Origin of the sequence: Bradyrhizobium sp. Leo170, assembly GCF_004296405.1 — a bacterium.
Lineage (GTDB): Bacteria > Pseudomonadota > Alphaproteobacteria > Rhizobiales > Xanthobacteraceae > Bradyrhizobium.
Window position 1 is genome coordinate 23,715 of the sequence record NZ_PSRR01000020.1, and the last position, 25,887, is coordinate 49,601.

Annotated in this window: 24 protein-coding genes; 20 read left to right on the forward strand and 4 right to left on the reverse strand. The window is 62.7% G+C overall.

Annotation, left to right across the window (positions count from 1 at the left end; all coding sequences use genetic code 11):
* Positions 1-23 precede the first annotated feature (23 nt).
* Positions 24-1,235: an NAD(P)/FAD-dependent oxidoreductase gene (locus tag CWO89_RS06170; protein ID WP_165421021.1), complete on the reverse strand. Its 1,212-nt coding sequence runs from the start codon at positions 1,233-1,235 to the stop codon at positions 24-26.
* A 161-nt stretch (positions 1,236-1,396) separates the two neighbouring features.
* Between CWO89_RS06170 and CWO89_RS06175 the strand changes: the two genes are divergently transcribed.
* The 6 genes from CWO89_RS06175 (at position 1,397) to CWO89_RS06200 (ending at position 7,361) form a co-directional block, all read left to right on the forward strand.
* A complete protein-coding gene (locus tag CWO89_RS06175; protein WP_130577749.1) occupies positions 1,397-2,440 on the forward strand; it encodes an amidohydrolase family protein in 1,044 nt (347 codons plus the stop codon).
* 4 nt (positions 2,441-2,444) lie between these two features.
* Entirely contained in the window at positions 2,445-2,927 is a 483-nt protein-coding gene (locus CWO89_RS06180; RefSeq protein ID WP_130577750.1) for a hypothetical protein, read from the forward strand.
* On the forward strand, positions 2,915-4,432 hold the full coding sequence (locus CWO89_RS06185; RefSeq protein WP_130577751.1) for an AMP-binding protein: 1,518 nt from the start codon (positions 2,915-2,917) through the stop codon (positions 4,430-4,432). The genes CWO89_RS06180 and CWO89_RS06185 overlap by 13 nt, the downstream gene beginning before the upstream one ends.
* A 31-nt stretch (positions 4,433-4,463) precedes the next feature.
* Positions 4,464-5,273 carry an alpha/beta fold hydrolase gene (locus CWO89_RS06190; protein ID WP_207230891.1) on the forward strand — a complete coding sequence of 270 codons (810 nt, stop codon included), beginning with the start codon at positions 4,464-4,466 and terminating at the stop codon, positions 5,271-5,273.
* Positions 5,270-6,049, forward strand: coding sequence for a 2-keto-4-pentenoate hydratase (locus tag CWO89_RS06195; protein WP_130577752.1), 780 nt, complete (start codon positions 5,270-5,272; stop codon positions 6,047-6,049). Before CWO89_RS06190 ends, CWO89_RS06195 begins: the two co-directional genes overlap by 4 nt.
* Before the next feature lie 82 nt (positions 6,050-6,131).
* Positions 6,132-7,361: an ABC transporter substrate-binding protein gene (locus tag CWO89_RS06200; protein WP_245475770.1), complete on the forward strand. Its 1,230-nt coding sequence runs from the start codon at positions 6,132-6,134 to the stop codon at positions 7,359-7,361.
* A gap of 108 nt (positions 7,362-7,469) precedes the next feature.
* Here CWO89_RS06200 and CWO89_RS06205 read toward each other — a convergent pair whose 3' ends face one another.
* Both CWO89_RS06205 and CWO89_RS06210 read right to left on the reverse strand, forming a co-directional pair.
* Positions 7,470-8,699, reverse strand: coding sequence for an ABC transporter substrate-binding protein (locus CWO89_RS06205; RefSeq protein ID WP_130577753.1), 1,230 nt, complete (start codon positions 8,697-8,699; stop codon positions 7,470-7,472).
* A gap of 25 nt (positions 8,700-8,724) precedes the next feature.
* On the reverse strand, positions 8,725-9,864 hold the full coding sequence (locus CWO89_RS06210; protein ID WP_130577754.1) for an acyl-CoA dehydrogenase family protein: 1,140 nt from the start codon (positions 9,862-9,864) through the stop codon (positions 8,725-8,727).
* Positions 9,865-9,885: 21 nt separating this feature from the next.
* Here CWO89_RS06210 and CWO89_RS06215 point away from each other — a divergent pair, with 21 nt between their 5' ends.
* From CWO89_RS06215 to CWO89_RS06230, 4 genes are read left to right on the forward strand one after another with little or no spacing between them, the layout of a single operon-like run.
* Positions 9,886-10,812, forward strand: coding sequence for a FadR/GntR family transcriptional regulator (locus tag CWO89_RS06215; protein WP_165421022.1), 927 nt, complete (start codon positions 9,886-9,888; stop codon positions 10,810-10,812).
* Between the two features lie 55 nt (positions 10,813-10,867).
* On the forward strand, positions 10,868-11,677 hold the full coding sequence (locus CWO89_RS06220; RefSeq protein ID WP_130577756.1) for an enoyl-CoA hydratase/isomerase family protein: 810 nt from the start codon (positions 10,868-10,870) through the stop codon (positions 11,675-11,677).
* A gap of 7 nt (positions 11,678-11,684) precedes the next feature.
* Positions 11,685-13,925 carry an acyl-CoA dehydrogenase family protein gene (locus tag CWO89_RS06225; RefSeq protein WP_130577757.1) on the forward strand — a complete coding sequence of 747 codons (2,241 nt, stop codon included), beginning with the start codon at positions 11,685-11,687 and terminating at the stop codon, positions 13,923-13,925.
* A gap of 15 nt (positions 13,926-13,940) precedes the next feature.
* Complete coding sequence (locus tag CWO89_RS06230; RefSeq protein ID WP_130577758.1) at positions 13,941-15,128, forward strand: CaiB/BaiF CoA transferase family protein; 1,188 nt, start codon at positions 13,941-13,943, stop codon at positions 15,126-15,128.
* Between the two features lie 31 nt (positions 15,129-15,159).
* On the opposite strand, the gene CWO89_RS06235 is transcribed toward CWO89_RS06230, so the two are convergent.
* On the reverse strand, positions 15,160-15,660 hold the full coding sequence (locus tag CWO89_RS06235; RefSeq protein WP_130577759.1) for a MarR family winged helix-turn-helix transcriptional regulator: 501 nt from the start codon (positions 15,658-15,660) through the stop codon (positions 15,160-15,162).
* A 224-nt stretch (positions 15,661-15,884) separates the two neighbouring features.
* Here CWO89_RS06235 and CWO89_RS06240 point away from each other — a divergent pair, with 224 nt between their 5' ends.
* The 10 genes from CWO89_RS06240 to CWO89_RS06285 form a co-directional block, all read left to right on the forward strand.
* Positions 15,885-16,196 carry a hypothetical protein gene (locus CWO89_RS06240; RefSeq protein ID WP_130577760.1) on the forward strand — a complete coding sequence of 104 codons (312 nt, stop codon included), beginning with the start codon at positions 15,885-15,887 and terminating at the stop codon, positions 16,194-16,196.
* A gap of 39 nt (positions 16,197-16,235) precedes the next feature.
* On the forward strand, positions 16,236-17,555 hold the full coding sequence (locus CWO89_RS06245) for a Rieske 2Fe-2S domain-containing protein (protein WP_130577761.1): 1,320 nt from the start codon (positions 16,236-16,238) through the stop codon (positions 17,553-17,555).
* Positions 17,552-18,613 carry a PDR/VanB family oxidoreductase gene (locus CWO89_RS06250; protein ID WP_245475772.1) on the forward strand — a complete coding sequence of 354 codons (1,062 nt, stop codon included), beginning with the start codon at positions 17,552-17,554 and terminating at the stop codon, positions 18,611-18,613. Before CWO89_RS06245 ends, CWO89_RS06250 begins: the two co-directional genes overlap by 4 nt.
* A gap of 35 nt (positions 18,614-18,648) precedes the next feature.
* Entirely contained in the window at positions 18,649-19,872 is a 1,224-nt protein-coding gene (locus tag CWO89_RS06255) for an ABC transporter substrate-binding protein (RefSeq protein ID WP_130577762.1), read from the forward strand.
* 84 nt (positions 19,873-19,956) lie between these two features.
* Entirely contained in the window at positions 19,957-21,246 is a 1,290-nt protein-coding gene (locus tag CWO89_RS06260; protein ID WP_130577763.1) for a CaiB/BaiF CoA transferase family protein, read from the forward strand.
* Entirely contained in the window at positions 21,243-22,433 is a 1,191-nt protein-coding gene (locus tag CWO89_RS06265; protein WP_130577764.1) for a thiolase C-terminal domain-containing protein, read from the forward strand. Before CWO89_RS06260 ends, CWO89_RS06265 begins: the two co-directional genes overlap by 4 nt.
* On the forward strand, positions 22,430-22,897 hold the full coding sequence (locus CWO89_RS06270) for a Zn-ribbon domain-containing OB-fold protein (protein WP_130577765.1): 468 nt from the start codon (positions 22,430-22,432) through the stop codon (positions 22,895-22,897). The genes CWO89_RS06265 and CWO89_RS06270 overlap by 4 nt, the downstream gene beginning before the upstream one ends.
* 333 nt (positions 22,898-23,230) lie before the next feature.
* Positions 23,231-24,472 (forward strand): ABC transporter substrate-binding protein, encoded by a 1,242-nt coding sequence (locus CWO89_RS06275; RefSeq protein WP_165421023.1) that lies wholly within the window; start codon positions 23,231-23,233, stop codon positions 24,470-24,472.
* 26 nt (positions 24,473-24,498) lie between these two features.
* On the forward strand, positions 24,499-25,398 hold the full coding sequence (locus CWO89_RS06280) for an NAD(P)-dependent oxidoreductase (RefSeq protein ID WP_165421024.1): 900 nt from the start codon (positions 24,499-24,501) through the stop codon (positions 25,396-25,398).
* 56 nt (positions 25,399-25,454) lie between these two features.
* A partial coding sequence (locus CWO89_RS06285) for an ATP-binding cassette domain-containing protein (protein ID WP_130577768.1) occupies positions 25,455-25,887 on the forward strand: 433 nt, incomplete at its 3' end.

Below are 25,887 nucleotides of genomic sequence, written 5' to 3' on the forward strand. Positions count from 1 at the left end.
GTCGTTTCCTCCGTCTGCGCTCTTCATGAAGCGAGAGCTTGTTTCAAGTCGAAAGCGGGATTGGCGATATCAGATGGATTGATCCGCTTCCGGGAAGCGGCAAGCCTTCGCAACAGCGCCATGTCTTTTGGCGAACTCACCGTGACGCCACCGACCACTTCGCCGTCGCGGAGGCTGATGGTGGTGAAGCGTCCGCGCTCGACGTCGCCGCGCACGATCTCGTCGGCGCCGCCGGGATGGCCGATCACCTGGATGTTCGCCTCGAACTGATCCGACCAGAACCAGGGCGGCGCCTCGTAGCCGACATCCTGGCCGGCCATGTTCCTGGCCGTCGCGATCGCCTGGTTTTGCGCATTGGCCCAGTTCTCCACGCGCATCCAGCGCCCGTGCCAGTCGCTCCATTGCTCGGCGACATCGCCGGCCGCGTAGACGCCGTCGATCTCGGTCATGCCGGAGGAACCGACACGAATGCCTTGATCGACCGCGAGTCCCGCTTGGCGGGCGAGGTCTGCCGCTGGCTCAACGCCGACGCCGACGACGATGAGATCGGCCGGAACAATCCTTCCGTCGGACAACTGGATTCCTTTGGCCGTGGCGCCCACGATGGTCGCGTTGCAGCAGATGGCAACGCCGCGATCGCTGTGCAGCCGCCTCAGATATCCGCTCAGTGCTGGCGAGCCGACCTGTGGTAACAGCCGATCGGCCTTCTCCAGCACAGTGACCTCGCAGCCGCGGGCGATGGCTGCAGAGGCGACCTCGAGGCCGATCACGCCGCCGCCCACGAGCACCACCTTGGTGCCCTGCGTGAGATTGCGCCTGAGTTCGCGCGCATCGTCGATGCAGCGCAGGTAGCAGACGCGCAATCCGCAATTCTCGAGATCGCGCAATCGACGCGGCCGCGTGCCGGTCGCTAGCAGCAGACGATCGAATGAAATCTCGCGGCCGTCCGACAGCCCGATCGCTCGACGGTTCACATCAATTGCAATGGTCGGCGAGGAGGTGCTCAGCTCGATGTCGATCGCCGCCCAATCCTGCGAATTCCGGATGAAGCGCGGTTCTTCGTCCGCGTTGATCAGCATGGCCTTCGAAAGCTGCGGCCGTTCGTAGGGCGGATGTTGTTCTTCGCCCAATAAGGTGATCGGCCCGCGATGCCCGGCGGCCCGCAACGCCTCGGCTGCGCGCGCCCCGGCCTGGCCTGCGCCCACGATGACGATGCGTGTCCGGGATAGATCCAATGCCTTCACTCCCCTTGGGCGGTTCTTTGCCGCTCGCAGCGTTCCTCTCGCGGCCGCTTGACAACCAGAATAAAAACAATCATTCCTGTTTGTAAAGTGAATTATCCTGCGCAACTCGAAAGCGGTTCGCGGCAGCGCGGGGATCAGGGAAGGAAAGGAAGGTGCCATTGCCAGTGGTGGATGCCCATACGCATGTCGTGCCTGCACGGCTCCCGGCTGACGCCGCGCGCGATCGGCGGTGGCCGAGCGTGGAGCTTTCGGGCGACAAGGCCGCGGTGGTGATTGGCGGAAAGGTGTTCCGAAAGATCGACTCGCGCTCGTGGGACGTCGGGCGCAGGCTGGCGGACATGGAGGAGGATGGCACCACAATGCAGGTGCTCTCCCCGATGCCGGAGCTTCTGTCGCATTGGTTGCCGGCTCATGACGCCGAGCACCTCGCGGATACAATCAACGAGCACATCGCCGTGATGGTCAGCGAGGCTCCGCGCCGCTTCGCCGGAATCGGCATGGCCTGCGTTCAGGACGTGCCGCGCGCGCTGGCGCAGCTAGAGCGCATCAAGGCGCTTGGTCTTTCCGGCATCGAAATCGGAAGCCATGTCGATGGCGTCGCCCTCGGCAGCGAAGTGCTCCATCCGCTCTATGAGGCCGCAGAGGCGCTCGACCTCTGCATCTTCGTTCATCCATTGCATCCGGCCGGGCTGGAGCGGATCGGGGCGGGGCCCGAATTCGCGGCGACGGCGGCATTTCCGCTGGAGACTGCGCTGGCCGCAGTGTCGCTGCTTGCGGCCGGCGTTCTCGAGAAATTTCCCAAGCTCCGCATCCTGCTCAGCCACGGCGGCGGCGCGCTGCCCTGGATACTGCCGCGGCTCGATTACGGCTGGTCGCTCGGCGGGGAGATGCAGAAACGGATGACGCGATCGCCAAGGGAAATCGCGCGCGGCTTCTTCTACGACTCGATTCTCTACGACGCCCCCGCGCTTCAATTCATGTCGTCGGTCGTGGGATCGGACCGCATCGTGGTCGGCTCCGACTATCCCTTCACCATTCGCCAAAAGCATCCTGGCGCATTTGCCCGCGCCGCGCTCCCGGATTGCCCGGGCGTTCTCGCCGACAACGCCTTCGCTTTCCTTGGCCGTGCTTTCGATCTGGAAATGCAGCATGCAGCAGCTAGCGATTGTCACTCCGTCGCGTCACGGCAGGCCTAGCGTCATGATTGCCTGCAGGTCGGTTCCACAGATGTGCCTGCTCGGTCCCGTTCCGCCGCGGACGCCCGGCCGCAGCGATGCGCAGGTCCCGTCCGACGCTGCGCTTGGCGTCAGCCGCTACGCGCGCATCTCCTATGTGTATTTCTACAGCGAGGACGAACCCGATGACGTCGCGTTCGGCCTGCTCGACGTGGAGATCGCCGTTCAGCGTCGGGGCCGCAACGAATTCGCCCTGGAGATCTACTGTATCGGCGACGGCTATCAGAGCGGGCACGGCTCGAGCGCGGCGGCACCGCTGACCGTGGAGCTCAAGGCCGGCAGCCGCACGGTGGCGACTGTGCATTGGAACTATCCCGATGTGCTGAGCGGTCACATGGATCCGCTGACATTCACGACCCCGATCACTTTGTCGGAATCGGATTTTGAAACTCTCGACCACGTCTATCTGCCGTCCGTTCGCGCCGAGGCGATGATATGCCTGGAGTGAGCAAACGAGACAGGTCGATCATCATCGGCACGCACAGTGTTTCGTGCGACGCGCTGCTCGCGCAAGGCAAGCGCGCGGTATCGGCGCTTGCGGCCGCAGGTGTCAGCGAAGGCGATGCGATCGCGCTGCTGATCCGGAACGATCCGATCTATTTTGAAGTAATGCATGCTGCGTCCCTGCTCGGGGCCTACGTCGTGCCGCTCAACTGGCACAGCAGTGCGGACGAAATCCGCTACATTCTCGCCGATTGCGCGCCGCATGCGCTGATCGGCCATGCCGGCCTGCTGCAGGATGTTGCGACCGCAATTCCAGCGGACCTTCCGACATTTTTTGCGACGTCCGGCGTCGCGGCCGCGTCGGATGCTCTTTCGTTCGCGCAGGCCTGGGCTCCCTATCGGGACAGCTTTGCCGAATGGTCGGGGCCGGCGCGCGCGCCACGCGGGACCATGATCTACACCTCCGGCACCACGGGTCGGCCGAAAGGCGTGCGCCGTGCGCCGATGAACGCGGAGCAGGTCAAGAGGAATGCCGCCTTGCTGCGGCGGATCTACGGCATCGAGGAAGGCATGCGCGCATTCGTGTGCGGCCCGCTATATCATGCCTCTCCCGGGGCATTCGCCAGGCAGGCCTTTCAGCATGCCGACCTTGTGGTCCTGCAGCACACTTTCGATCCCGAAGACTTGCTGAAGACGATCGAGGAACATCGCATCACCCATCTCACGATGGTGCCGACGATGTTCGTGCGCCTGCTCCGGCTCAGCGACGAGGTGCGATCGCGGTACGACGTTTCCTCCATTCGCTGGGCGACCCACACCGGCGCCGCATGCCCGCCTGACGTGAAGCGGCGCATGATCGAATGGTGGGGGCCGGTGATTCACGAAACCTACGGCGCAACCGAAACCGGGCCAGCGGTCGGCTGCAACTCCCACGAATGGCTTGCCCATCCGGGCACCGTCGGCAGGGCGATGCCGGGCACGACGCTACGCATCTACGACGACGAAGGCCGCGAGCTCGGCACCGGACAGATCGGGGAGATCTACCTGCGCACGGAAGCCTATGCCGATTTCACCTATCACGGCAGGCCGGAGCAACGCGACGAGATCGATCGTGGCGGGCTCGTGACCTGTGGCGACGTCGGCTACGTCGATGCCGACGGCTATCTGTTCATCTGTGATCGCAAGCGCGACATGGTCATCTCCGGCGGGGTCAACATCTATCCCGCAGAGATCGAGAATGTCCTGGTGAACTGTCCGGGCGTACGGGACTGCGCAGTGTTCGGCGCACCCGACGAGGAGTTCGGAGAAAGCCTGGTCGCTGCCATCGAAGCCGAGGGCGGGATTCGGCTCGGGACCGAAGCCATCGCGACATTCCTGGAACGCCATATCGCCCGGTTCAAGATCCCGAAGCGGTTCGTGTTTCATGATGCGCTGCCGCGCGAGGCGAGCGGAAAAATCTTCAAGCGGAAACTGCGCGACGCCTATCTGCAGGCGAACGCGCAAGCCTGACAGAATTCATCATCGAAGTCGGAGAATAATAGTGGAACTGAAGGGTAAGCATGTCGATGTCGCGGGCACGCGCACGCATTACTATGACGTCGGGCAGGGAGAGCCCACCATCCTCATCCATGGCGGAGGCCCGGGCGCTTCCGGCCTGAGCAATTATCGCAAGAATGTCGAGGCTCTCGCCGCGCGCCGTCGCGTGATCGTGTTCGACCTTCCCGGATTTGGCGAGACCGAGGGGAAGCTGAAGGACGGCCCGATCTTCGAGGCGATGGGTGATTTCACGCGCGCGTTCATGGACGCGATCGACGTCAAGAAGGCGAGCTTCGTCGGCAATTCGCTCGGAGGCGCAACTTCGCTGATGGTAGCCTTGCGCGCGCCTGAACGGGTCAACCGGCTGGTGCTGATGGGGACCGGCGGAAGCCAGGCGATCTTCTCGCCGATGCCGACCGAAGGCCTGCGGCGGATGGCGATGTTCCATGCCGGCGAGGGGCCGACCTTGCAGAAGCTGAAGGGCGTGATCGATCTCCTGGTGTTCGACCAGTCCTCGATCACCGAAGAATTGCTCGCCGAGCGGCTCAAAGCCGCCACCCGCCCCGATGTCATCGACATCTTCAAGCGGCCGCCGCTCGATATCTGGCGTGAGAATCTCGCGGCGCTCAAGCACCGCACGCTTCTGATCTGGGGGCGCGAGGACCGCGTCGTGCCGCTCGATTCCAGCTTCATCCTGCTGAAGACCATGCCGAACGCGCAGCTTCACGTCTTCCCCAAATGCGGGCACTGGGCGCAGTGGGAGAAGGCCGACGAATTCAACGCGCTTGTCGCTGACTTCCTGGATCGGCCATGAGCAATATCGTTGAGAACATCGCGACACGCCTGCAGGAAGCGGAGGCGGCATGCCGCCCGATTGCGCCGATCGCGGGCGATATCGGCGAAGGGCGAGTGGAGGTGGCTTATGCGATTCAGGCCGAAGTCACCCGTCGCGGGATCGCCGGCGGCCGCCGGCTCGTGGGCCGCAAGATCGGCCTGACGTCCAAAGCCGTCCAGCAGCAGCTTGGAGTCGATCAGCCCGACTACGGCGCGCTGTTTGCCGACATGGAGATCCCGACCGGCGAACGGATCGAGGTCGCGCAACTGATCCAGCCGCGTGTCGAGGCGGAGGTGGCGCTCGTCCTGGAGCGGGATCTGGCTGACGATGACATCACCCTCGGCGAATTGATGCGGTCGACGGCCTATGTCGTCCCCGCGCTCGAAGTGGTCGACAGCCGGATCCGCGACTGGAAGATCACGATCCTGGATACGGTGGCCGATAACGGCTCGAGCGCCCGCTATGTGCTCGGCGCTTCTCCGCGGCGCCTGACCGATGTCGATCTGGAGGCCTGCGGCATGACGATGACGCGCAATGGCGCGATCGTCTCCGTTGGCTGCGGCGCGGCCTGTCTCGGCCACCCCTTGCGCGCCGCGCTCTGGCTTGCCCGCACCATGGCAAAAGCCGGCCAACCGTTGCGGTACGGTGATGTCGTGCTGACCGGCGCGCTGGGACCCGTGTCGCCGGTCTCCGCAGGCGAATTCTACGAAGCAAAAATCTCAGGATTCTCGCCCGTGAGCGTTTCGTTCGTTTAGCTCACCGGGCCTCATGCTGCCGGAGAGCAGCAGGCCCGTTGCAGCATCCACTTATAGCCAAAAATGAAAGGGAGGAGCCGAAATGACATTGATCTCGCGGCGAACAACCATCGCCGGCCTCGGCGCAGCGGCACTCACGTGCGGTCGAGCGTCGCGCGCCGCTGCAAACAATTACGGGCCTGGTGTGACCGACACCGAAATCAAGCTCGGGACCACGGCGCCCTATAGCGGACCGGCGTCCGGCTACGGCGTCTACGGACAGGCACAGACGGCCTATTTCCAGATGGTCAATGACAATGGCGGCATCAACGGCAGGAAGATCAACCTGATCTCGCTGGACAATGCGTTTTCGCCGCCGAAGGCAGTCGAGCAGACGCGAAAGCTCGTGGAGTCGGAGGAGGTCTTCGCAATCGCCGGTTTCCTTGGAACGGCAACCAATGCCGCCGTACAAAAATATCTGAACACGAAGAAGGTGCCGAGCCTGTTCCTGACATCAGGCGCCGAGCGTTTCAACGATTCGAAGGAGTTTCCCTGGATCGTTCCGTTCTATCCGATCTATGTCGCGCAAGGCGCCGCCTTGGCCACCTCTATCTTGAGCGAGAAACCGGATCCCAAGATCGCCGTCCAATATGTCAACGACGATCTCGGCAAGGACTTCCTCCGCGGGCTGAAGAAAGGGCTGGGCGGCAAGGCGAGCGCCATTGTCAAGGAGGTCAGTCACGAGATCACCGAGCCCACCATCGACAATCAGGTCGCCGATTGCAAGTCGGCCGGCGCCGATGTGTTCGTCCAGCTAACCTACTCGAAATTTGCCGCGCAAGGCATCCGGAAGGTGGCGGCAATGGGCTGGAAGCCGCTGCACGTCGTCAATTCGAATTGCAGCTCGATCGGAGGCACGCTTGCCCCGGCCGGCCTCGACAACGCCAAGGGCTTGATCTCGGCATGGTGGGAGATCGTCGTGACCGATCCAAGACACCGGGACAAGCCAAGGGTGAATGCCTATGTCGACTTCATGAAGAGATACATGCCCTCGGTCGGCATCGACGACAATACGGCGACGCCGGGCTACAACAACGCCTACATGATCGAGCAGGTTCTCAAGCGTTGCGGCAACGATCTGACGCGGGAAAACCTCTTGAAGCAGGCGACGTCGCTCAGGGGCGAACTGCCGCCGCTTTTCCTCGATGGCATCAAGGTGGAAAATTCTCCAACCGACTATCGCGCCATCCACAACTTGCAGATTTCCCGCTTCGATGGTGAGAACTGGATTCCCGTCGGCGACATGATCGATCTCGGTGCGATTGCGTCCTGAGCCCTCACGAATCTCCGGGACGGCTGGGCGAGGGCGGCAAATGCCGCTCTCGCCTTTTTCTGATGGAGAAATTGCATTCGCGAGCAATGCTGCAAACGCCCGGATGGATCACTGAGCCGACAGCGGATCGCCTGCCAGTGTCCAGCTCTCTCCGTCGAAAATCGCGATCCGAAGCGTCTTGAACGGTGTGTAGTCGTCGGGATGCATGCTGATCGAGATGCCCGGAAGCATCATCGGCAGCCGTTCGCCATGGAGCGATGTCGCCTGGCGAATGAGATTGTCCCGCGTCAACTGATCGCCGCATTTCTTCAGGGCGAGCGTCACGGCATGCACGTTCATATAGGCGACCAGGACGGAGTAGTCATCCGGATTGGCCGACGACGCATACTTCTTCAGGAAGCTCTTGTAGGCCTTCACCTCTTCGTCATCGGCCCATGCCGGGTCGCCGGGCTGTTTGAGGAACTGCGTCGTGACCAGTCCTTTTGATGCCTCGAGGCCTGCCGGCTTCAGGATGGTCTCTACCGACGCCGTCGAGCCACCGATCACGTGGAGCGGATTCCACTTAAGCTCGTAGACTTTCCGTATCGATTGCGCGGCTGCCTTCGAGGACGATTGTTCGATCAGCGTGTCGATGCCGGCGGCTTTCAACTGAACGATTTGCGAATCGATCGTCGGATCGGCGAGTTCGTAGGAAACCGCCGTGACGATCTGCGCCGCCTTTTCGCCAAGCCCGGCCCGCAAGCCCTTGAGATAGTCCTTTCCGTAATCGTCATTCTGATACAGGACGCCGATCTTGGCGTCGGGTCTTGTCTTCGCGATATATTTGGCGACGACGCGGCCTTCCGTCTCGAAATCGGGATAGAGCGGCACGGTCCACGGGAAAGCCTTGGGATCGTTGAAGCGGCGTCCACCGGCGGTGATGAAAAGCTGCGGCACCTGTTTGGAGTTGAGATATTTCTGGATCGCAACATTCGGCGCCGTTCCGATGGTCCCGACCTCGGCCAGCACGCCGACGTCTTCTATGAGCTTGCGCGACTGCTCGACCGCCTTGGGCGCACTGTAGGCATTATCCAGTTGCGTGAAGCTGATCTTGCGTCCGTTGATCCCTCCTTGCGCGTTCAGCATCTCAAAATAGCCGACGACCGCCCGTCCTGCGCCGGCACCGAAAGCAGAGGCGGGACCGCTGAGCGGGGTTGATTGGCCAAGCTTGATCTCGGTATCGCTGGCTCCCGGGCTATAGGCTTTTTGCGCGTAAGCTGGTGTTGCGGCAAGAAGTGCGGATATGGCCACAGTGCGCCAAATCCGGTGGATGGTGCAGGTCAAGATCGTTTCCTCCATGTTGTATTTGATTATTCAGTTTTGTTTATCGCAGCTGCTCGCGGGCGATCACCACGCGCTGGATCTGATTGGTGCCTTCAAAGATCTGGGTCAGCTTGGCGTCGCGCATCATGCGTTCGACCGGGTAATCCATGGTGTAGCCGTAGCCGCCGAAGATCTGGACGGCGTCGGTGGTGACCTTCATGGCGGTGTCGCTGCCGATGCACTTCGCCATGCTGGCGAGCAGGTTCAATCGCTTCCAGTCGCCTTCATCGCCGGCACGCGCGCATTCGTAGACGAGCGCGCGCGCCGCCTCGATCTGCATGGCCATGTCCGCAAGCATGAACTGCACGCCCTGGAATTCCGAGATCGATCGCTTGAACTGCTTGCGTTCCTTCGCATAGGCGATGCAGGCGTCGAGCGCGCCCTGCGCCAATCCCACAGATTGGGCGCCGATGGTCGGGCGGTTGAGATCGAGTGCGCGCATTGACGCGCGAAAACCCTTGCCTTCCTCGCCGACGAGATTCTCGGCGGGAACCCGCACATTGTCGAAGAAGATCGGCGTATTCGGAGCGCCGTGAAAGCCCAGCTTTCGCTCGTGTCGCCCGAACGAGATGCCCAGCATCTGCTTCGGTTCAACGATGAAGGCGCTGATGCCGTCCGCGCCTGAGCTGTCGCTCGTCCTCGCCATCACCACGATGTAGTCGGCGACGACGCCGTAGCTGCACCACTGCTTGCGGCCGTTGAGGATATAGCAGTCGCCGTCCTTCCTGGCGCGGGTGTTGAGCGCGGAGACGTCCGAGCCGGCCTGCGGTTCGGAGATCGCGATCGCGGTCACGACGCCGCCCTTGGCGATGATCGGCAGGTATTTCTTGCGTTGCTCCTCGGAGCCGAAATGGAGCAGCGGCATGATGAACATGGTATTGAGGGCTGCGATCGAGGCACAGGCGGGCGAGACCTTCGAGATTTCCTCGCGCGCGATGCAGGCCATCGTCAGGTTGCCGTTCGGTCCGCCATATTGTTCCGGCACCCAAAGCTGCATCAGCCCCATCTCGCCGAACAGCTTCACGATCTCGAGCGGGAAACGATCAGACTCGTCGATCTCGGCGGCGATCGGCGCCACGTGTCTGGCGACCATTTTTCGGGTGTTGTCGCGGAACGCGATCTGCTCCTCGGTGAAGCTCATGGGTTTCCCGCCTGCTTTTTTGTGAGGAAGCTCCAGAAGGGGGCTTCCATTGAATGGGTGATCCATTTAATAATTCACCCGATGAACACCAAGTCAAGCCCTCGTAACTCGGCCCGACCGCGGTTGGCGTCGCCCAGCCGGCGGGAACGTGCCCCCGATCACCGTGCAGCCGGGTCGCCGGCTGCATTGCAATTCCGGCCGATCCACACCCGTCGCGCGTTCGAGGAAATCTGCGAGCGTATTCGCGAGCAATTGGCGCTCGGTGTGCTCAAGCCCGGGGACAAGCTTCCCGCCGAACGCGACTTGGCGCAGCGACTCGGCGTGAGCCGCAATGTCCTGCGCGAGGCGCTGCGAAGCCTCGAGATGGCGGGCGTGCTGCGGCTGCAGAAGGGCGTCAAAGGAGGAGCCTTCATCCGCGAGGGCGATACCAGCCGCATGAACGACGTCATGCGAGACATGCTGAGCCTTGGCACGATTTCAGTGCGCGAATTGTCGGAAGCACGCGTCCATGTACTTGATCTCGTCGTACGGCTGGCGTGTGCGAATGCGCGGGCGGTCGATCTCGACGCGCTTGAGGCGAATGTGGAGCGCACCGAACTTGCCACGCGCGAAGGCCGGCTGCTCGACCGGCTCGAGTGCTCGCGGGAGTTCTACAAGCTGCTGGCCGCGGCGACCGGAAACAAGGTGATCGCCATGATCATGGATTCGGTCACGGAGATTCACATGCGCTTCGTCTATGCCAAGGTGGCGTCGAGCGGCGTCGCGATGGCCCGGCTCGCCGAGAAACGCCGGCGGTTTGTGGCCGCGCTGCGCGAGCGCAATGTCTCGTCCGCCACGCGCCTGATGCGCACGCATCTCGAATCCGTGCAGCGGATGCTGGAGCAGGATCCCGGCGCGATGTCACTTCAAGTCGCCTTGGCGGAGGTCCAGCCTGGTATCCGCCGTTGAGCGGCTGCATGTGACGACCAGCCTCGCCTGAACAAGAGTATAAACGGAGGAAAATGTGTCCAGATACGCCAATTACGAGTGCCTGAAGATCGAGGTTGCGGACAAGGTGGCGACCGTGACCTTGAACCGCCCGCAGGCGCGCAATTCGATCAATCAAAAGCTGATCCGCGAACTGCGGACGATCTGGGATGACCTCGCCGATGATCACGCCGTCAATGTCGTGGTGCTGACCGGCGCCGGCGATTTCTTCAGCGTAGGTGGCGACGTGAAGGCGATGTCCGAGCGGCCAGGCGGCGACGTCCTCGAAGAGGGCGAGGTCCATGATCCCATGATCAGCCGGCGCGGGGTCACCCGCCAGCTTGAGCTCGACAAGCCGATCATCGCCGCCATCAACGGCGATGCCATCGGCCTTGCAGCGACTCACGCGCTCCTGTGCGACATAACGGTCATGGCCGATGACGCGCGGATCGGCGACACGCACGTGTCGCGTGTCGGCCTGGTCGCGGGCGACGGCGGCACCGTGATCTGGCCGCTGCTCGTTGGGATCAACAAGGCCAAGGAATTCCTGATCCGCGGCACGCTCCTGAGCGGCAAGGAGGCCGAGAGGATCGGGCTGGTCAACCATGTGGCGCCGCGCGCGGAGGTGCTGGCCAGGGCCCGCGATATCGCCGTGGAGCTTGCGAACGGCCCGACCTGGGCCATTCGCTGGACCAAGCTGTCGATCAACCAGATCGTCAAGGATCGCGTCAACTTGCTGCTCGAAGCCTCTATGGCCCTGGAGCAGGTGACGTTTGAGACGGCCGACCACAAGGAAGCGACCATGTCGTTCAAGGAAAAGCGCAAGCCGAAATTCGGCCAGGCGTAGCGCGGCCATGAGCGCGACCGAGCGCCCAACTGACGACACCAGGAAGATGCTGGCGGATTCCCTGCGCGGGTTTCTCGGCCAGCATTGGCGCGTCGACACCGTGAAGCGTGGCCCGTGTCCGCAAGAGATCGCAGCGATCTGGAGCAAGCTCGTGGGTCAGGGCGTTGCGTCGCTTGGCAGTGATCCCGACATGGGAGGGCTGCGCGAGATCCTGGTGGTGATGGCGGAGCTGGGCCGCGCCGCGTGCCCGGCGCCGATGTGGTCGGCGACTCTCGCCAATTTCGCGCTCGCGGGAGCAATGTCCGAGGCTTCGGTTGGTTTGCTAAGGCGCCTACATGCGGGCACCGCGCGCATCGCGTTTTCGTTTGGGGCATTTGATCCGGACCGCGCGGCGGGCAGCATCGAGGTCACGAACGTTAAGGCAAGCGGACTGCTGCGGTTTGTCGAGGCGGCGGGAAGCTGTACGCATCTGCTTGTGCCGATCAGTCCATCGGCGCTTGCGCTTGTTGCGATGGATGGCCCGGGTGTCGGCGTTGAACCAACCCGTGCGATGGGCGCCTGGAGCCTTCACCAGGTTCGGCTGAACGCTGCGCCGGCTGAAATCATCGAAGTCGAATTCCTTGCCGTCCATGACCTATTGCGCAAGGCCAAGCTGGCGCTGATGGCGCGGGCGCACGGTGCCGCCCGGCGCGCGTTCGAACTGGCGGTCGACTATGCAAAGGAGCGCCGGCAATTCGGGCGGCCGATCGGACAGTTCCAGGCGATCCAGCACAAGCTGGCCAATTGCTTCATCCTGCTCGAAGGCGTGCGCCTGATCCTCGACCATGCAGGGGAACTGCATGATCGTGGCGATCGTCATTGGCCGTATTTCGCCGATTGCGCCGCATCTTTTTCCGCCGAGGCGCTGCGGCGTGTTTCGCTCGAGACCCAGCATACATTCGGCGCCATCGGCTATGCTGAGGAGCACGAGGCGCCATTGCACTTCAAGCGCGTGCATCTCGATACGATCGCGCTCGGCGGCGCGGCGCATGCGAGGCTCGGCATAGGCTCTTTCCTGCTAGATGATGGTGGTGCGGAACTGCCGCAATACGATCTTGGTCCGGCCGGCAATGCGCTGCGCGAGCAGGTCCGGCAATGGTTGGAGGAGAATTGGTCGAGCGAGCGCAAGGCCGCCTTCGACGCGCAGCCATTTGCCAAGCGCGAGTTCGATGTCGAGTTCGCGCTTGATGTCGGCAAGACCGGCTGGATCGGGTTAGGATGGCCGAGCAAATTCGGCGGGCAGGGGCGCTCGCCGCTGGAGCAGATCGCCCTCATCGAGACGATGGAGCGGGACGAAGCGCCGCGGATTGGAGCTGCGATCCAAGCCAACGCGCTGATGATGTTCGGCACGCCGGAGCAGCAGCAGAAATATCTGCCGGAGATTCTCCGCGGCGAAGCCATGCACGGCATGGGCTACTGCGAACCCCAGGCAGGCTCCGATCTCGCCGCGCTGCGCACCGGCGCGGAGCGTGATGGCGATCAGTGGGTCATCAACGGCCAGAAGATCTGGACCACGACGTGGTGGGGCAAATACATGTTCCTGGCTGCGCGCACGGACAGGGACGCCAAGCCGCCGCATGCGGGCATCAGCATGTTCATCGTGCCGATGAATACGCCGGGCATCTCCATTCATCCGGCGACGACCATGTATGACGGCTCCTTTGCCAATATCTTCTACGACAACGTCCGTATTCCGCTGGACAACCTCGTCGGTGAGGTCGATGGCGGCTGGAAGGTGCTGACTGGGGCGCTCGCTTTCGAGCGCGGTCTGGTCGGCGGCGGCATCGTCCTGAAGGTCGCCCACGCCTTCGAACAATTGCGCCGGCATATCATGGCGGCAGAAGCCGACAGGCCGCTGCTCGCCAATGACCCGATCGTCCGCGACAGAATGGCCGTACTCGCGTCTAAAATCGAGGTCGGCCGTCAGTTGATGATGCATTGCGCGGAATTGGCGGCCGATGGCATCACCCCGCCGGAATATGGCGCGATCAGCAAGGTGTTTTCCAGCGAGCTGATGGAGCGCTTCGGCGAAACCGCGCTCGACATTCTAGGCCAGCGCGCCGCGCTTTCCGAGCAGATGCCTGATGCAATCGACAATGGCCGCTTCGAGCAGAACCTGCGTCATTCGCTGATGTGGGTGATCAGCATTGGAACCAACGAAATTCAGCGCAGCCTGATTGCGCAGCGGGCGCTTGGGTTGCCGAGATAGATAGGGAGTGATCGCATGCCGCAGCCAGACGTCGCGACGGCGCCCCTCAATGGCGTCAGGGTGCTCGATTTCTCGATCATGCTGGCTGGTCCCTATTGTGCGCGGCTGCTCGCGGATGTCGGCGCGGAAGTGATCAAGATCGAGCCGCCGGAGGGCGACGACATGCGGCTGCGCGCACCCCTGCGCGACGGCCACAGCGCCTATTTCGGCCAGCTCAATGCCGGAAAGCGGAGCCTGGCACTCGACCTGAAGAACAGCGAAGCGATCAGCCTCGTCCACAGGCTGGTCGAGCAGACCGATATCGTCGTGGAAAATTTCCGTCCCGGCGTCATGGATCGGCTGGGACTTGGCTATGAGGCGCTGCGCGAGATCAATCCGCGCTTGATCTATTGCTCGATCTCCGGCTATGGCCAGTCTGGTCCGGCGGCGGAGCGTGCGGCCTATGCCATGATCGTTCACGCCGAAAGCGGGTTCGACCGTGCGCTGATGCGATATGCGGGCGATCGCGACCGTCCCGCAGCGGGTGCCGTGTTCGTGGCCGATCTGTTGGGAGGCATCTTCGGCTATTCGGCGATCCAGACTGCGCTCGTGCAGCGATCGCGGACCGGAGTGGGGCAACGGATCGACGTCGCGCTGATGGATTGCATGCTGAACCTGCTCGTCTACGAGCTGCAGGAGGCGCAGTTCCCGGTGCATGCGCCGCGGCCGACCTATGGTCCGGTGCGGGCCAGCGATGGTGATATCCTGATCGCGCCGGTGACATCGCGCAATTTCGCCGCCCTTTGCGAGGTGACGGGAGACCGCGCCTTGGCCGAGGATGCCCGCTTCAACACTGTGCCGGCGCGTGGCGCGAACTGGGGCGCAATGATGCAGCAGATCGAGAGGTGGACCGAGCTCCACACGGTGCGAGAATGCATCGCGGCGTTCGATCGCGCCGGCGTTCCCTGCGCCGAATATCGCGATCCCGGCGCTGCGCTGACCGACCCGCATCTTTCGCAGCGCGGCGCCTTTGCGACGATTGCGGATGGCGCAGGCGAATTTTTCGGGGTCAATCCGCCTTGGAGGATGTCGGGAGCGGACTGCTCGATGCGGCGCGAGGTGTCGGCGGTCGGCGCGCACCGCGACGAGGTGTTGTCACGGGCGCTGGGATTGTCATCCGCGGAAATCGCCAGCCTGGCGGACGTAGGAGCGTTCGGAAAATAGTTCGCCCGCGTCAGCAATACTGCAGAAGAATTCAATCCTCGGATGATCCGGAAGAGCCCGATGGCGTCGCCTTTGCGATCGCCAGCATGCATTTCAGAAAATGCGCGCGATCTTCCTTGCGCAACGGTGCCAGCATCAGGTCCTGCAGTTCAGCAGCAGCGGGAACGACGCTGAAGAGGGCGGTCTCTCCCTTGGTGGTGATCTGGACCTGCACGGATCGCCGGTCTTCCGCATTGCTCTTCTTCGAGATCAGCTTTCGCGCCGTCATTCTCTTGAGCATTTCGCTCAGCGTATTCCGGTCGCAACTGATGTGTTCCGCGAGGATCGACGGCGTGAGCGGGCCTCGTTGATACAGCGCCATGAGCACGCCGAACTGCCGGGGGGTGATGTCGCTCTGGCGCGTCACCTTTTGATAGAGGACATCATAGCGGGCTTCGAGCAGCCGAAGAAGAAAGCCGATGCCGCCTTCGAGCTGCCAATTGCGCGCGAGCTCCGCGGCCAAATCCGTCTTGATTGCCTTGTCGGCTGACATGCCGTTGTCGACCTGCGCTGTAGTCCATCTGACCCCAAATCGGCATAGCCGTTAGCAGCTTGGTGTTCCGTCCTCAACCCTTGGGCTGGGTGCCGAGAGCAGGCCCGATCCGAAACGCCGGTCCCAAAGGCCACATCGGCCCTTGCAAGATGAGAATCAATATAGTACGTATACGTAACAAATGTAGACGCGAACGGATCATGGTTCGTGCAGGGAGGGTGGTTTTGGATCTGCGCCAGTTCTTGTCGATCCCGTATCTCCTTGAGGCTGAAGCCGTCGAAACCGAGCCAGGCAAGTGGCTTCTGCGGCTCGCTTATCCGGAGCTGCCCGGCTGCATCGCGGAAGGGGTTGTCGTCGAGGACACGCTCAAGGAGCTCGAACGACGACGGGTCGAACAGATCGTGAGCCTGGTGGAGGCGGGCAGTGAGCCTCCTGTTCCCCGAAAGCCGCTTGCCGCATCCGATCCGCTCTGGACTGCCCGCGATCTGGGCGTGTCGCCCCGCATCGCTGCTCTCCTCGAACGCGCGGCCAAATAGCGCCTCGGGACGAATCGTTGAATTGAACGGAGGAAGCTCATGCTGTCGCACGAAGACAATGAAAGGCTGGTGAGGGTCGGAAAGGGCACGCCCCTTGGAGAGCTGTTCCGGCTGTATTGGATTCCGTTTCTGCCGTCCGCCGACCTCGTGAAGGACGGACAGCCGAGGCGCATCCGGCTGTTGGGCGAAGATCTGGTCGCCTTCCGCGACACCGAGGGCCGCGTCGGATTGGTCGATCATGCATGCCCGCATCGCGGCGCGCCGCTGATGTTCGGCCGCAATGAAGATTGCGGATTGCGGTGCGTCTATCACGGCTGGAAGTTCGATGTGACGGGGGCGGCAACGGACATGCCGGCCGAGCCGGTTCGCAGCCGGCTGAAAGAGCGCGTGCGGATCAAGGCCTATCCCTGTCGGGAGCGGAACGGAATGCTTTGGACCTATATGGGTCCAGATGCTGCGAATCCTCCGCAGCTTCCGAACGTGGAGTGGAATCTGGTGCCGGCGGACCAGGTGCACATCTCGGTGCGGGTCCAGGAATGCAATTGGCTGCAGGCGCTCGAAGGCGAGATCGATTCAGCTCACGCGCCGTTGCTCCATGGCCGGCTCGATTCGCAGGGCACCACCAGCGCATGGATTCAGAAGCGCGATCTCCGTCCGACGTTCGAATGCATCAAGCAGGATTTCGGAATGAGCATCGCCGCCCGCCGGAACTACGACGCCAACACGCTGTACTGGCGCGTCAATCAGTTCGTGATGCCGTTCTATACGCTCGTTCCACCGCTGTCTCCGTTTCCGGATCTGAGCGGTCATGCCTGGGTCCCGATCGATGACGAGAACACGCTCTGCATCATGTTCTCGTATCACCCCTCGGAGCCATTGCTGCCCAAGACCCGTCAGATTTTCGCGGAGGGGCACAACGGCCGGGAGAGCGGGCACGCCAGTCGCCATGCGCTGGTCCAGCACCCCGTCACCGTTCCCTACGCCGGATACTGGACCAAATACAATCCGCAAAACGGCTTCCAGTTCGACTACGAGGCGCAGCAGACCACCTGGTTCTCGGGGCTGCCCGGGCTGTGGGTGCAGGACGGCGCTTGTCAAAGCGGTGTTTCGCCGATCTACGACCGCACCAAGGAGAACCTCTGCTCCAGCGACACCGGCATTGCGATGACGCGGCGCTTCCTGCTCGAAGCGCTCGGCGCCTATCGCGATCATGGCATCAAGCCAAAGGGCGTGACCGATCCGGATGTGTTCATGGTGCGCGCGGTATCCCTGCAGCTTCCGCCAGAGGACTCCTGGGCGGATGTCGGCGCGCCGTTCATGCGGGCGAAGTTGGGCGCCGATTTCGGATACAAGCTGTGAGCGCGTCCGCTCTCGCGAAGATCGACGATCGGGCATGGGAGGAGCCGGCGCTCGATGGCGCTGCCTCCATTGCCTCCGGAGGACAATCGAAGCCGATGGCCGAGAACATGATGCAAGTCCGCGTCAAACGGATCAGCTACGAGGCCGAGCGCATCAATTCATACGCATTGGTCGCTCCAGGCGGCGACGATCTCATTGCGTTCACGGCCGGCTCCCACATCGATCTCCATCTCGCCAACGGAATGATCCGCAGCTATTCGCTCGTCAACGATTCTCGCGAGCGACACCGCTATGTCGTTGCCGTCAACAAGGACGCCGCAAGTCGGGGCGGCTCCAGTTTCATCCATGACACCGTCCGGGCGGGAGACATCATCACGATCTCGCACCCGAGGAACAACTTCGTCCTTGAGGAGAATGCGACGCATTCGGTGCTGATCGCAGGCGGCATCGGAATCACGCCGCTGCTGTCGATGATCCGCCGGCTCCAGACACTCGGTCGCTCCTGGAAGTTGTTCTATGCAGCAAGGACGCGTTCCGCTGCGGCATTCATCGATGAACTGCATGCGCTGCGACCCGACATTCATCGCAACCTTCACGTGAATTTCGACCAGGAGCCGGCGGGGTGCATGCTCGACCTCGCCGAGATCGTCAAAAACGCGCCGGCGGACGCGCATCTGTATTGCTGCGGCCCGGTGTCGATGCTCGAGGCGTTCGAAGCGGCAACAGCTGACAGGCCAGCCGGCCAGGTTCATGTCGAATACTTCAAGGCGAAGGAAAAGCCGGCCGTCGAGGGCGGGTTCGAGGTCAGGCTCGCGCGGAGCGGACTAACGATCACTGTTCAGTCGGGACAGACGATCCTGCAGGCGCTGCTGGATGCGGGAATAACGGCGAACTATGCCTGTTCTGAAGGTGTCTGCGGCACCTGCGAGACCCGCGTCATCGAGGGGATTCCGGATCACCGCGATCAGTTTCTCAGCAACGAGGAGCGAGCGGCAAACAAGACAATCATGATCTGCTGCTCCGGCTCCAAATCATCGACGCTCGTCCTGGATCTTTGAGCGTACGTTACGACAATCAGAAATTGGTACATGACATGAGAAGCCTGCCGTATTCCCTGGGACTGTCCCTCCTCGCGCTCTGCGTTTCCTGGAGCGCGTCGGCGCAGACGCCGCGGTCGATGAAGATCGGCGTCCTCAACGATGCCTCCGGTCCTTACTCCGACAACGCCGGCCCAGGATCGGTGACGGCTGCGAAAATGGCTGCCGAGGATTTCATGAAGCAGCATCCCGACTTCAAGGTCGAGATCGTTTCGGCGGATCACCAGAACAAGGCCGACGTCGGCGCCGGTATCGCTCGGCGATGGATCGATCAGGACAAGGTGGACGCGGTTGCCGACGTGCCGAACTCGGCCGTGGGCCTCGCCGTGAACGAGGTCGTCCGCGGCACCAGGGCGGCGCTGATCGCGTCAAGCGCCGCTTCGTCCGATCTTACCGGACAATATTGTTCGCCCAACACGATCCAGTGGACCTTCGACAGTTGGGCCGCCGCGCACACCATCGGCGACTACCTTGTGCATCACGGCGGCAAGAAATGGTATTTCATCGCGACCGACAATGCGCTTGGCAAATCCATGGTTCGCGATGGAACGTCGGTGATCAAGTCGGGCGGCGGCACCGTCGTCGGCTCCGTCAATGTTCCCATCGACAACGCCGATTATGCGTCCTTCATTCTGCAGGCGGATGGCTCCGGCGCCGAGGTGATCTCCTTCGCCACCGCCGGTGGCGACACGATCAATCTGATCAAGCAGTCGTCGGAGTTCGGGCTGAAGCAGAACGGGCGTACCTTCGCGGCGCTGCTCACCACGACGAATGACGTCGAGTCGAGCGGCCTTTCGGTGGCGCAGGGGCTCATCATCACCCAGCCGTTCTATTGGGATCTGAACGATGCCAGTCGGGCCTGGTCGGCCCGGTTCGGCGAACGGCAGCACGGGCATTCGCCCACCGCATTCCACGCCGGCGTCTACTCGTCCATACGCGCCTATTTGAATGCAGCTCTGGCTGCAGGAACGAATGACGCCCAGGCGATCATCCAGGAGATGAAGCGCGAGCCGATCGACGACGATCTGTTCGGGCCCGTCGTCGTCCGTCCGGACGGGCGCGCCATCCACAACATGTACATCTTCCGCGTCAAATCGCCCACAGCATCGAAGAGCAAATGGGATCTCCTGGAGCAGGTCGGCGTGCTCACCGGGCCCGAAGCGTTTCGGCCGCTCGATGAAGGCGGATGTTCGCTGCTCCAGCAGGCAAGGAACAACTGACGGACCATCTGCAGCGGCCGCGGGCATTCACGGAAGGCGGCGCCGATCTCGGATATCTGAACGACAAACCGATAGGGGTGAAAGATGCTGGATCAGCTGGAAGCGGAATTTCCGGAACATGCGCCTCGTCGCTCCGATGCGCCAAAAGCGCTGGATGGAATTCGGGTGATCGATTTCTCGCACTTCATCGCCGGTCCCCTCGCCACGATGATTCTCGCCGACATGGGCGCGGAGGTCATCAAGATCGAGGCGCCGGAGAAGGGCGACGATCTTCGCCGTTATCCGCCCTTGCATCCCGATCTCAGGCACGGCGCTCCGTTTCTCTGGACCAACCGCAACAAGCGCAGCGTCGCGGTCGACCTGAAGTCGGCGGAAGGCCTCAAGGTTGTGCGTGAACTGATTGCCACGGCGGACGTCGTCGTCGAGAATTTCTCGACCGGCGTGATGAAGCGACTGGGCCTCGACTACGACAATTGCCGCAGAATCAAACCTGACATCATCTATTGTTCGGTGTCGGCCTATGGCCGGGACGGCGCCTTTGCCGATCGGCTCGGTTTCGATCCGATCGCGCAGGTCGAGAGCGGGTTCGTGTCCATGAACGGCTATGCCGATCGCGAAGGCGTGCGCGCCTTGTCGCCGGTCATGGATATCTCTACGGCGATGATGGCCTCCAATGCGATCCTCGGCGCGGTGGTCGCGCGCCAGCGCAGCGGTGTCGGGCAAGCTATCGAGGTGTCCCTGTTCGACACCGCGGTGCTGATGACGGGTTACGCCACGCTGCAACATCTGTTCAGCGGCGCTGATACACAGCGGCACGGCAACACGTCTCCCGATACCTGCCCGTCGGGCGTGTTCCAGGCGCAAGACCGCTCCTTCTATATCAACTGCGGCAACGACAAGATCTTTCAGCGGCTGATGGCGCAGGTGATCGGCCGCGCCGACATGGCCACGGCCGAAATCTACGCGACCGGCCCCGAACGCATCCGCCGGCGCGACGAATTGTTCGCGATCCTTGGTGAAGCGTTCGCGCAGCAGCCATGGTCGTACTGGCAATCGCGGATGCGGGCGGCGGGCGTGCCCTGCGGGCAGGTGCGCAGCATCGGCGAGGCCATTCGTTCTCCGGAAGCGCGGGAGCGTGCGATCGTGACACGCATCCCGCATCCCACGGTCGGATGGGTGCCGAATGTGAGCCTGCCGATCCGATATTCTGAAACCCCGGTCGTGGATCCCGTCGTTGCGCCGGCCGTGGGCCAGCACACGGAGGAAGTTCTGCGCGAGGTGCTCGGCTACGACGACGCGCGGCTGGCACGCCTTGCGGAAGAGGGCGGGCTTGGCGCTCGTCGCCAGCCGGCGTCGGCGGACAAGCGGGCATGAGCGGGCGGAGCGATCGTACGCTCAGGGGCCGCGTTGCCGTCATCGGGATCGGCGAGACCGAGTATTATCGGCACGGCGCCTCGCCGGACGCGGAATTCAAGCTCGCGCTGAAGGCGATCCTCGCCGCCTGCAATGATGCCAGGCTCGATCCGCGCGACATCGACGGCTTCGCCTCGTACAGCGACGACCGCAGCGATGCGTCGCGGCTTGCCGCCGCGCTCGGCACGCATAGGCTGCGCACTGCGACGATGCAGTGGGGCGGAGGCGGTGGAGGGTGCTGCGCGGCGGTGGCGAATGCGGCGGCTTCGATCGTGGCCGGTCTCGCCGATTGCGTGGTCGTGTTCCGATCGCTGGCGCAGGGCCAGTACGGCCGCTTCGGGCAGACCACGGGCATCGATAACATCTCGGGCGAGAAAGCCTACCTGATGCCGTATGGCGTGCTCGCGCCGCCGCAGCGCTTCGCCATGCGGGTGCGCCGCTTTATGCATGACCATGGCGTGCGGCAGGAAGCCCTTCGCGCGATTGCGCTGGCGTCCTATCACCATGCGCAGGCGAACCCGCGCGCGGTCATGCATGGCAAGCCGCTTGATCCGGCGAAATACGATGCTTCGCGCTGGATCGTGGAGCCCTTTCATCTCTACGATTGCTGCATGGAGAATGACGGTGCGGCGGCGCTCGTGCTCGTGCCCGAGGAGCGCGCGAAGGACTTCCGCCAGAAGCCGGTCTACGTGCTCGGTGCAGCCGTCGGATCGGGGCATCGCACGGGTGCGATTCCGCACAATTCGCCGCTCTATGCCAGTGCCAGCTTCGATACGGTGGCGCTCGACCTTTACCGGATGGCTGGCCTCGGCCCATCCGATATCGGCGTGGTCCAGAGCTACGAGAACTTCACCGGCGGGGTCGTGATGGCATTGGCGGAGCATGGCTTCTTCAGGCCGGAGGAGGCGAACGACTTTTTCACCCTCGAGAACCTGATCGCGCCCTCCGGCCGGCTGCCGCTCAACACCAGCGGCGGCAATCTCGCCGAATGCTACATGCATGGTTTCGGGCTTGTGCTCGAGGCCGTGCGCCAGGTGCGCGGCACATCGTCAAACCAGGTCGCACGGAATGATGTGGCAATGGTCATCGGTGGCCCGATGGTGACGCCGGTCAGCAATCTTCTTCTCGGCTCGAGTGCAACGTTATGAGCAGCAGCGCAAGCGCGACCTATCTTCCGAAAGGCCTGCCGATTCCGGTGGCCGAGCCCGATGGCTTGTCGGCGCCTTACTGGGCAGGCTTGCGGCAAAACCGGCTTCTGGTGCAGCGCTGCAGCCATTGCCAAACCTGGCAATTCGGACCGGAATGGATTTGTCATCGCTGCCACGCCTTCGATCCCGAGTGGGTCGAGGTCGAGCCGCGCGGCCGTATCTTCAGTTGGGAGCGTGTGTGGCATCCTTCGCATGCGGCGCTCAACCAGCATGGTCCGTACCTCGTCGTGCTCGTGGAGATTCCGCAGGCCGGCGGCGTCCGCATGGTGGGCAACGTGCTAGGTGATCCCCTGCAGGAAGTCTTGATCGGAGCGGATGCTAAAGGCGTGTTCGAGCATCATCCGGATTCCGATCCGCCATACTCGTTGCTGCAGTGGCACGTGGTCGATGCGGTCAGGTCGTAATTGATGTGTCTGCGGATCGCCATCGCCAACGGAGTCGAATAAAGTTCCTCTGATTACGACGACTGCGGTCCCGCCGCACGATAGGAGTGTCATCGCTGACGTTCCTCAGTCGCGACTGAAGAAGATGCTGACGCCCGAACAAATGACCTTCGTCGGATCGGCGCGTCCGGATCACGTCGCAGCGCAATATCCTTAGGCGCTTTATAAATATATATATCTTGATCCAAAAAATACTTCGTGTCTTAATTCGCGCTAAGGGTGCGCAGCATCCAAAAAATATCAGGGAGGAAGACGATGTCGCACGCGCGGCCACGCGATGCGTGGGGTTGTCTGTTGTCGTTAGCGTTGGGGGTGGGTGCAGCCACCATCGTCACACCGGCGCACGCAGAGAATGGCATTACTGACACTGAAATTGTGATCGGCATCTCGGCCGCATTGTCCGGCCCGAATGCGGGTTACGGCGCGATCGCCCGCGGCACGGAAGCGTGCTTCAATTACCTCAATGCTGAGCAAGGCGGCGTCAAGTTCGGCGACGGCAAGACGCGCAAGATTCGGCTTGAGATCTTGGATGATGCGATGGAGCCCGCGCGTGCGGTGCAGAACGCGCGTCGGCTGGTGAGCCAGTCCAAGGTGTTCGCGGTCGTCGGCAATGTCGGCACCGGCGCCAATCTTGGATCGCGGCCGTACTATAATGCCGAGCATGTGCCGCAGATGTTCATCGCAACGGGCGGCCCGATGTTCGGCGCAAAGTCCGAGGTCGAAAAGAACCCTTGGACCATGGCCGCGTGGCTCGCCTATAACACCGAAGCCGCCATCTACGCGGCGTTCATCAAGCAGAAATTCCCGGACGCCAAGATCGCGCTGCTCAACGATGACAGCGGCGGTCCGTTCTTTGCCGATGCGTTCCTGAAGTCGGCCAAGGAGCTTGGCCTCAACATCGTCGCTCGCGAAGAACACACCTATAGCGAACCGACGATCAACGCGAAGATCAGCCGACTTGCCGCTTCGGGCGCCGATCTGTTCGTCGACGCCACCACGCCAAAATTCGTCGTGCAGGCTCTCAAGCAGATGGCGGCGATCAACTGGAGGCCGGTGCACATCATCTGGGGTGTCGGATCGAGCATCGGTGGCGTGTTCGAGCCGGCCGGCGTCGAGACCGCCAAGGGCGTCTACAGCGGCCAGTGGATGAAGGACCAGACCAACCCGGCCTATGCCAACGACGAAGACATGAAGCTCTACGTCGCCAAGCTCAAGCAATATGGCGGCTCGCTCAATCCCGCCGACCAAAACGCGGCGGCCGGCTGGTACGCCTGCCACGCGACCAAGGGGCTGTTCGAGCGGATGGAGCAGCCGACCCGCGAGGCCTTCATGAAGGCAGCCCGCAGCATGAAGAACCAGAAGGAGCCGCTGATGCTCGACGGCATCACGCTGAACACCAATGGTGCCGAAGACGGCTACCCGATCGAGTCCGTGCAGATATCCCAGTTCGACGGCGTGAAGTTCGTGCCGGTCGGTCCTGTCCTCAATTACGAGGGCAAGACGCCGCTCTACGAGCCGCCAGCCAAGTCGCAATGACACGTCGTAACGAGGAGACAACGTCCATGACCAACAACACATTCAAGACCATCGGATTCATCGGGCTGGGCGCCATGGGCAGCCAGATGGTGAAGCATCTGAAGGGGATTGCGGACATTCTCGTCTACGATACCGATGCGGCCCGTGCGGCCGAGGCCGCAAAGGCAAGCGGCGGCCGGATCGTCGACGGTGTGAGCGGCATGAGCTCGGCTGATGCAGTGATCCTCATGCTGCCGACAAGCGCGATCGTCGACCAGGTGCTGCACGGCGCCGATGGCGGCAAGGGCCTGCTCGATTATCTGCCCGCCGGCTCCATGGTGATCGACATGAGCTCGTCCGCGCCGACCAATTCGGTCGCGAACGCGGAGATCGCCGCCAAGAAGGGCGTCCACTTCATCGACGCGCCGGTCTCCGGCGGCGTCAAAGGGGCGGAAGCCGCAAGCCTGGCGATCATGGTCGGAGGTGCGCAGGCTGATTTCGATCGGGCGCTGCCGGTGCTGCAGAAGATGGGCGCCAAGGTCTTCCTGGTCGGCAAGGTCGGATCGGGCCACGCGGTCAAAGCGCTGAACAACTTGCTCGCCGCCACGGCCTTCGCCGCCACCAGCGAAGTCTTTGCGGTCGGCGCCAAGTTCGGCCTTGATCCGACGACGATGCTCAAAGCGATCGATGCGTCGTCCGGCCAGAGCTTTCAGACCACCCATGTCTGGCAGAAGGCGGTCATCGACCGCACCTTCCAGTTCGGCTTCGCACTCGCTTTGATGGAGAAGGATGTCCGCGTGGCAATGTCGCTGTTCGACGCGATGGGATCCGATGCCCAGCTCTCGCGCACGGTGGCCGCGATCTGGACCAAGGCGCTGGCGAGCGCGGCGCCCGGCTCGGACATGACAGTCGTCGCCAAACAGGCTGAAGCTGCACTCGGCCTGTAACGCCCGGGATTGTCGAGGCAACTCTCTTTAGCCCTCACCGTGGGGACGAAGATCACATGAACGGCTCAACGGCTCATCTGTCCCCGCGGAAGGCGCCGGCTGCGACGGCGCCGCCGAAGCTGGCGGTGGACAATCTGTCGCTCAGGTTCGGCGGCCTCGTTGCGATCAATGCGCTATCGTTCCAGGTCGGGCGGGACGTCATCTGCGGCCTGATCGGCCCCAATGGCGCCGGCAAGACCAGTTTGTTCAACTGCGTCAGCCGGCTCTACGATCCGACGGACGGCAGGATCACCTTCGACGGGACTGACATCACACGCTATCGGTCCAAGGACATCGCGAAACTCGGCATCGCTCGCACCTTCCAGAATCTGGCGCTGATGAAATCGCTAACGGTTCTGCAGAATGTGATGCTCGGAGGCTATCACCACGGTCGCACCTCGCTCTTGCGCGCGCCGTTCGTGCCGGTGTCGCTTCGGTCCGAAGAAGCCG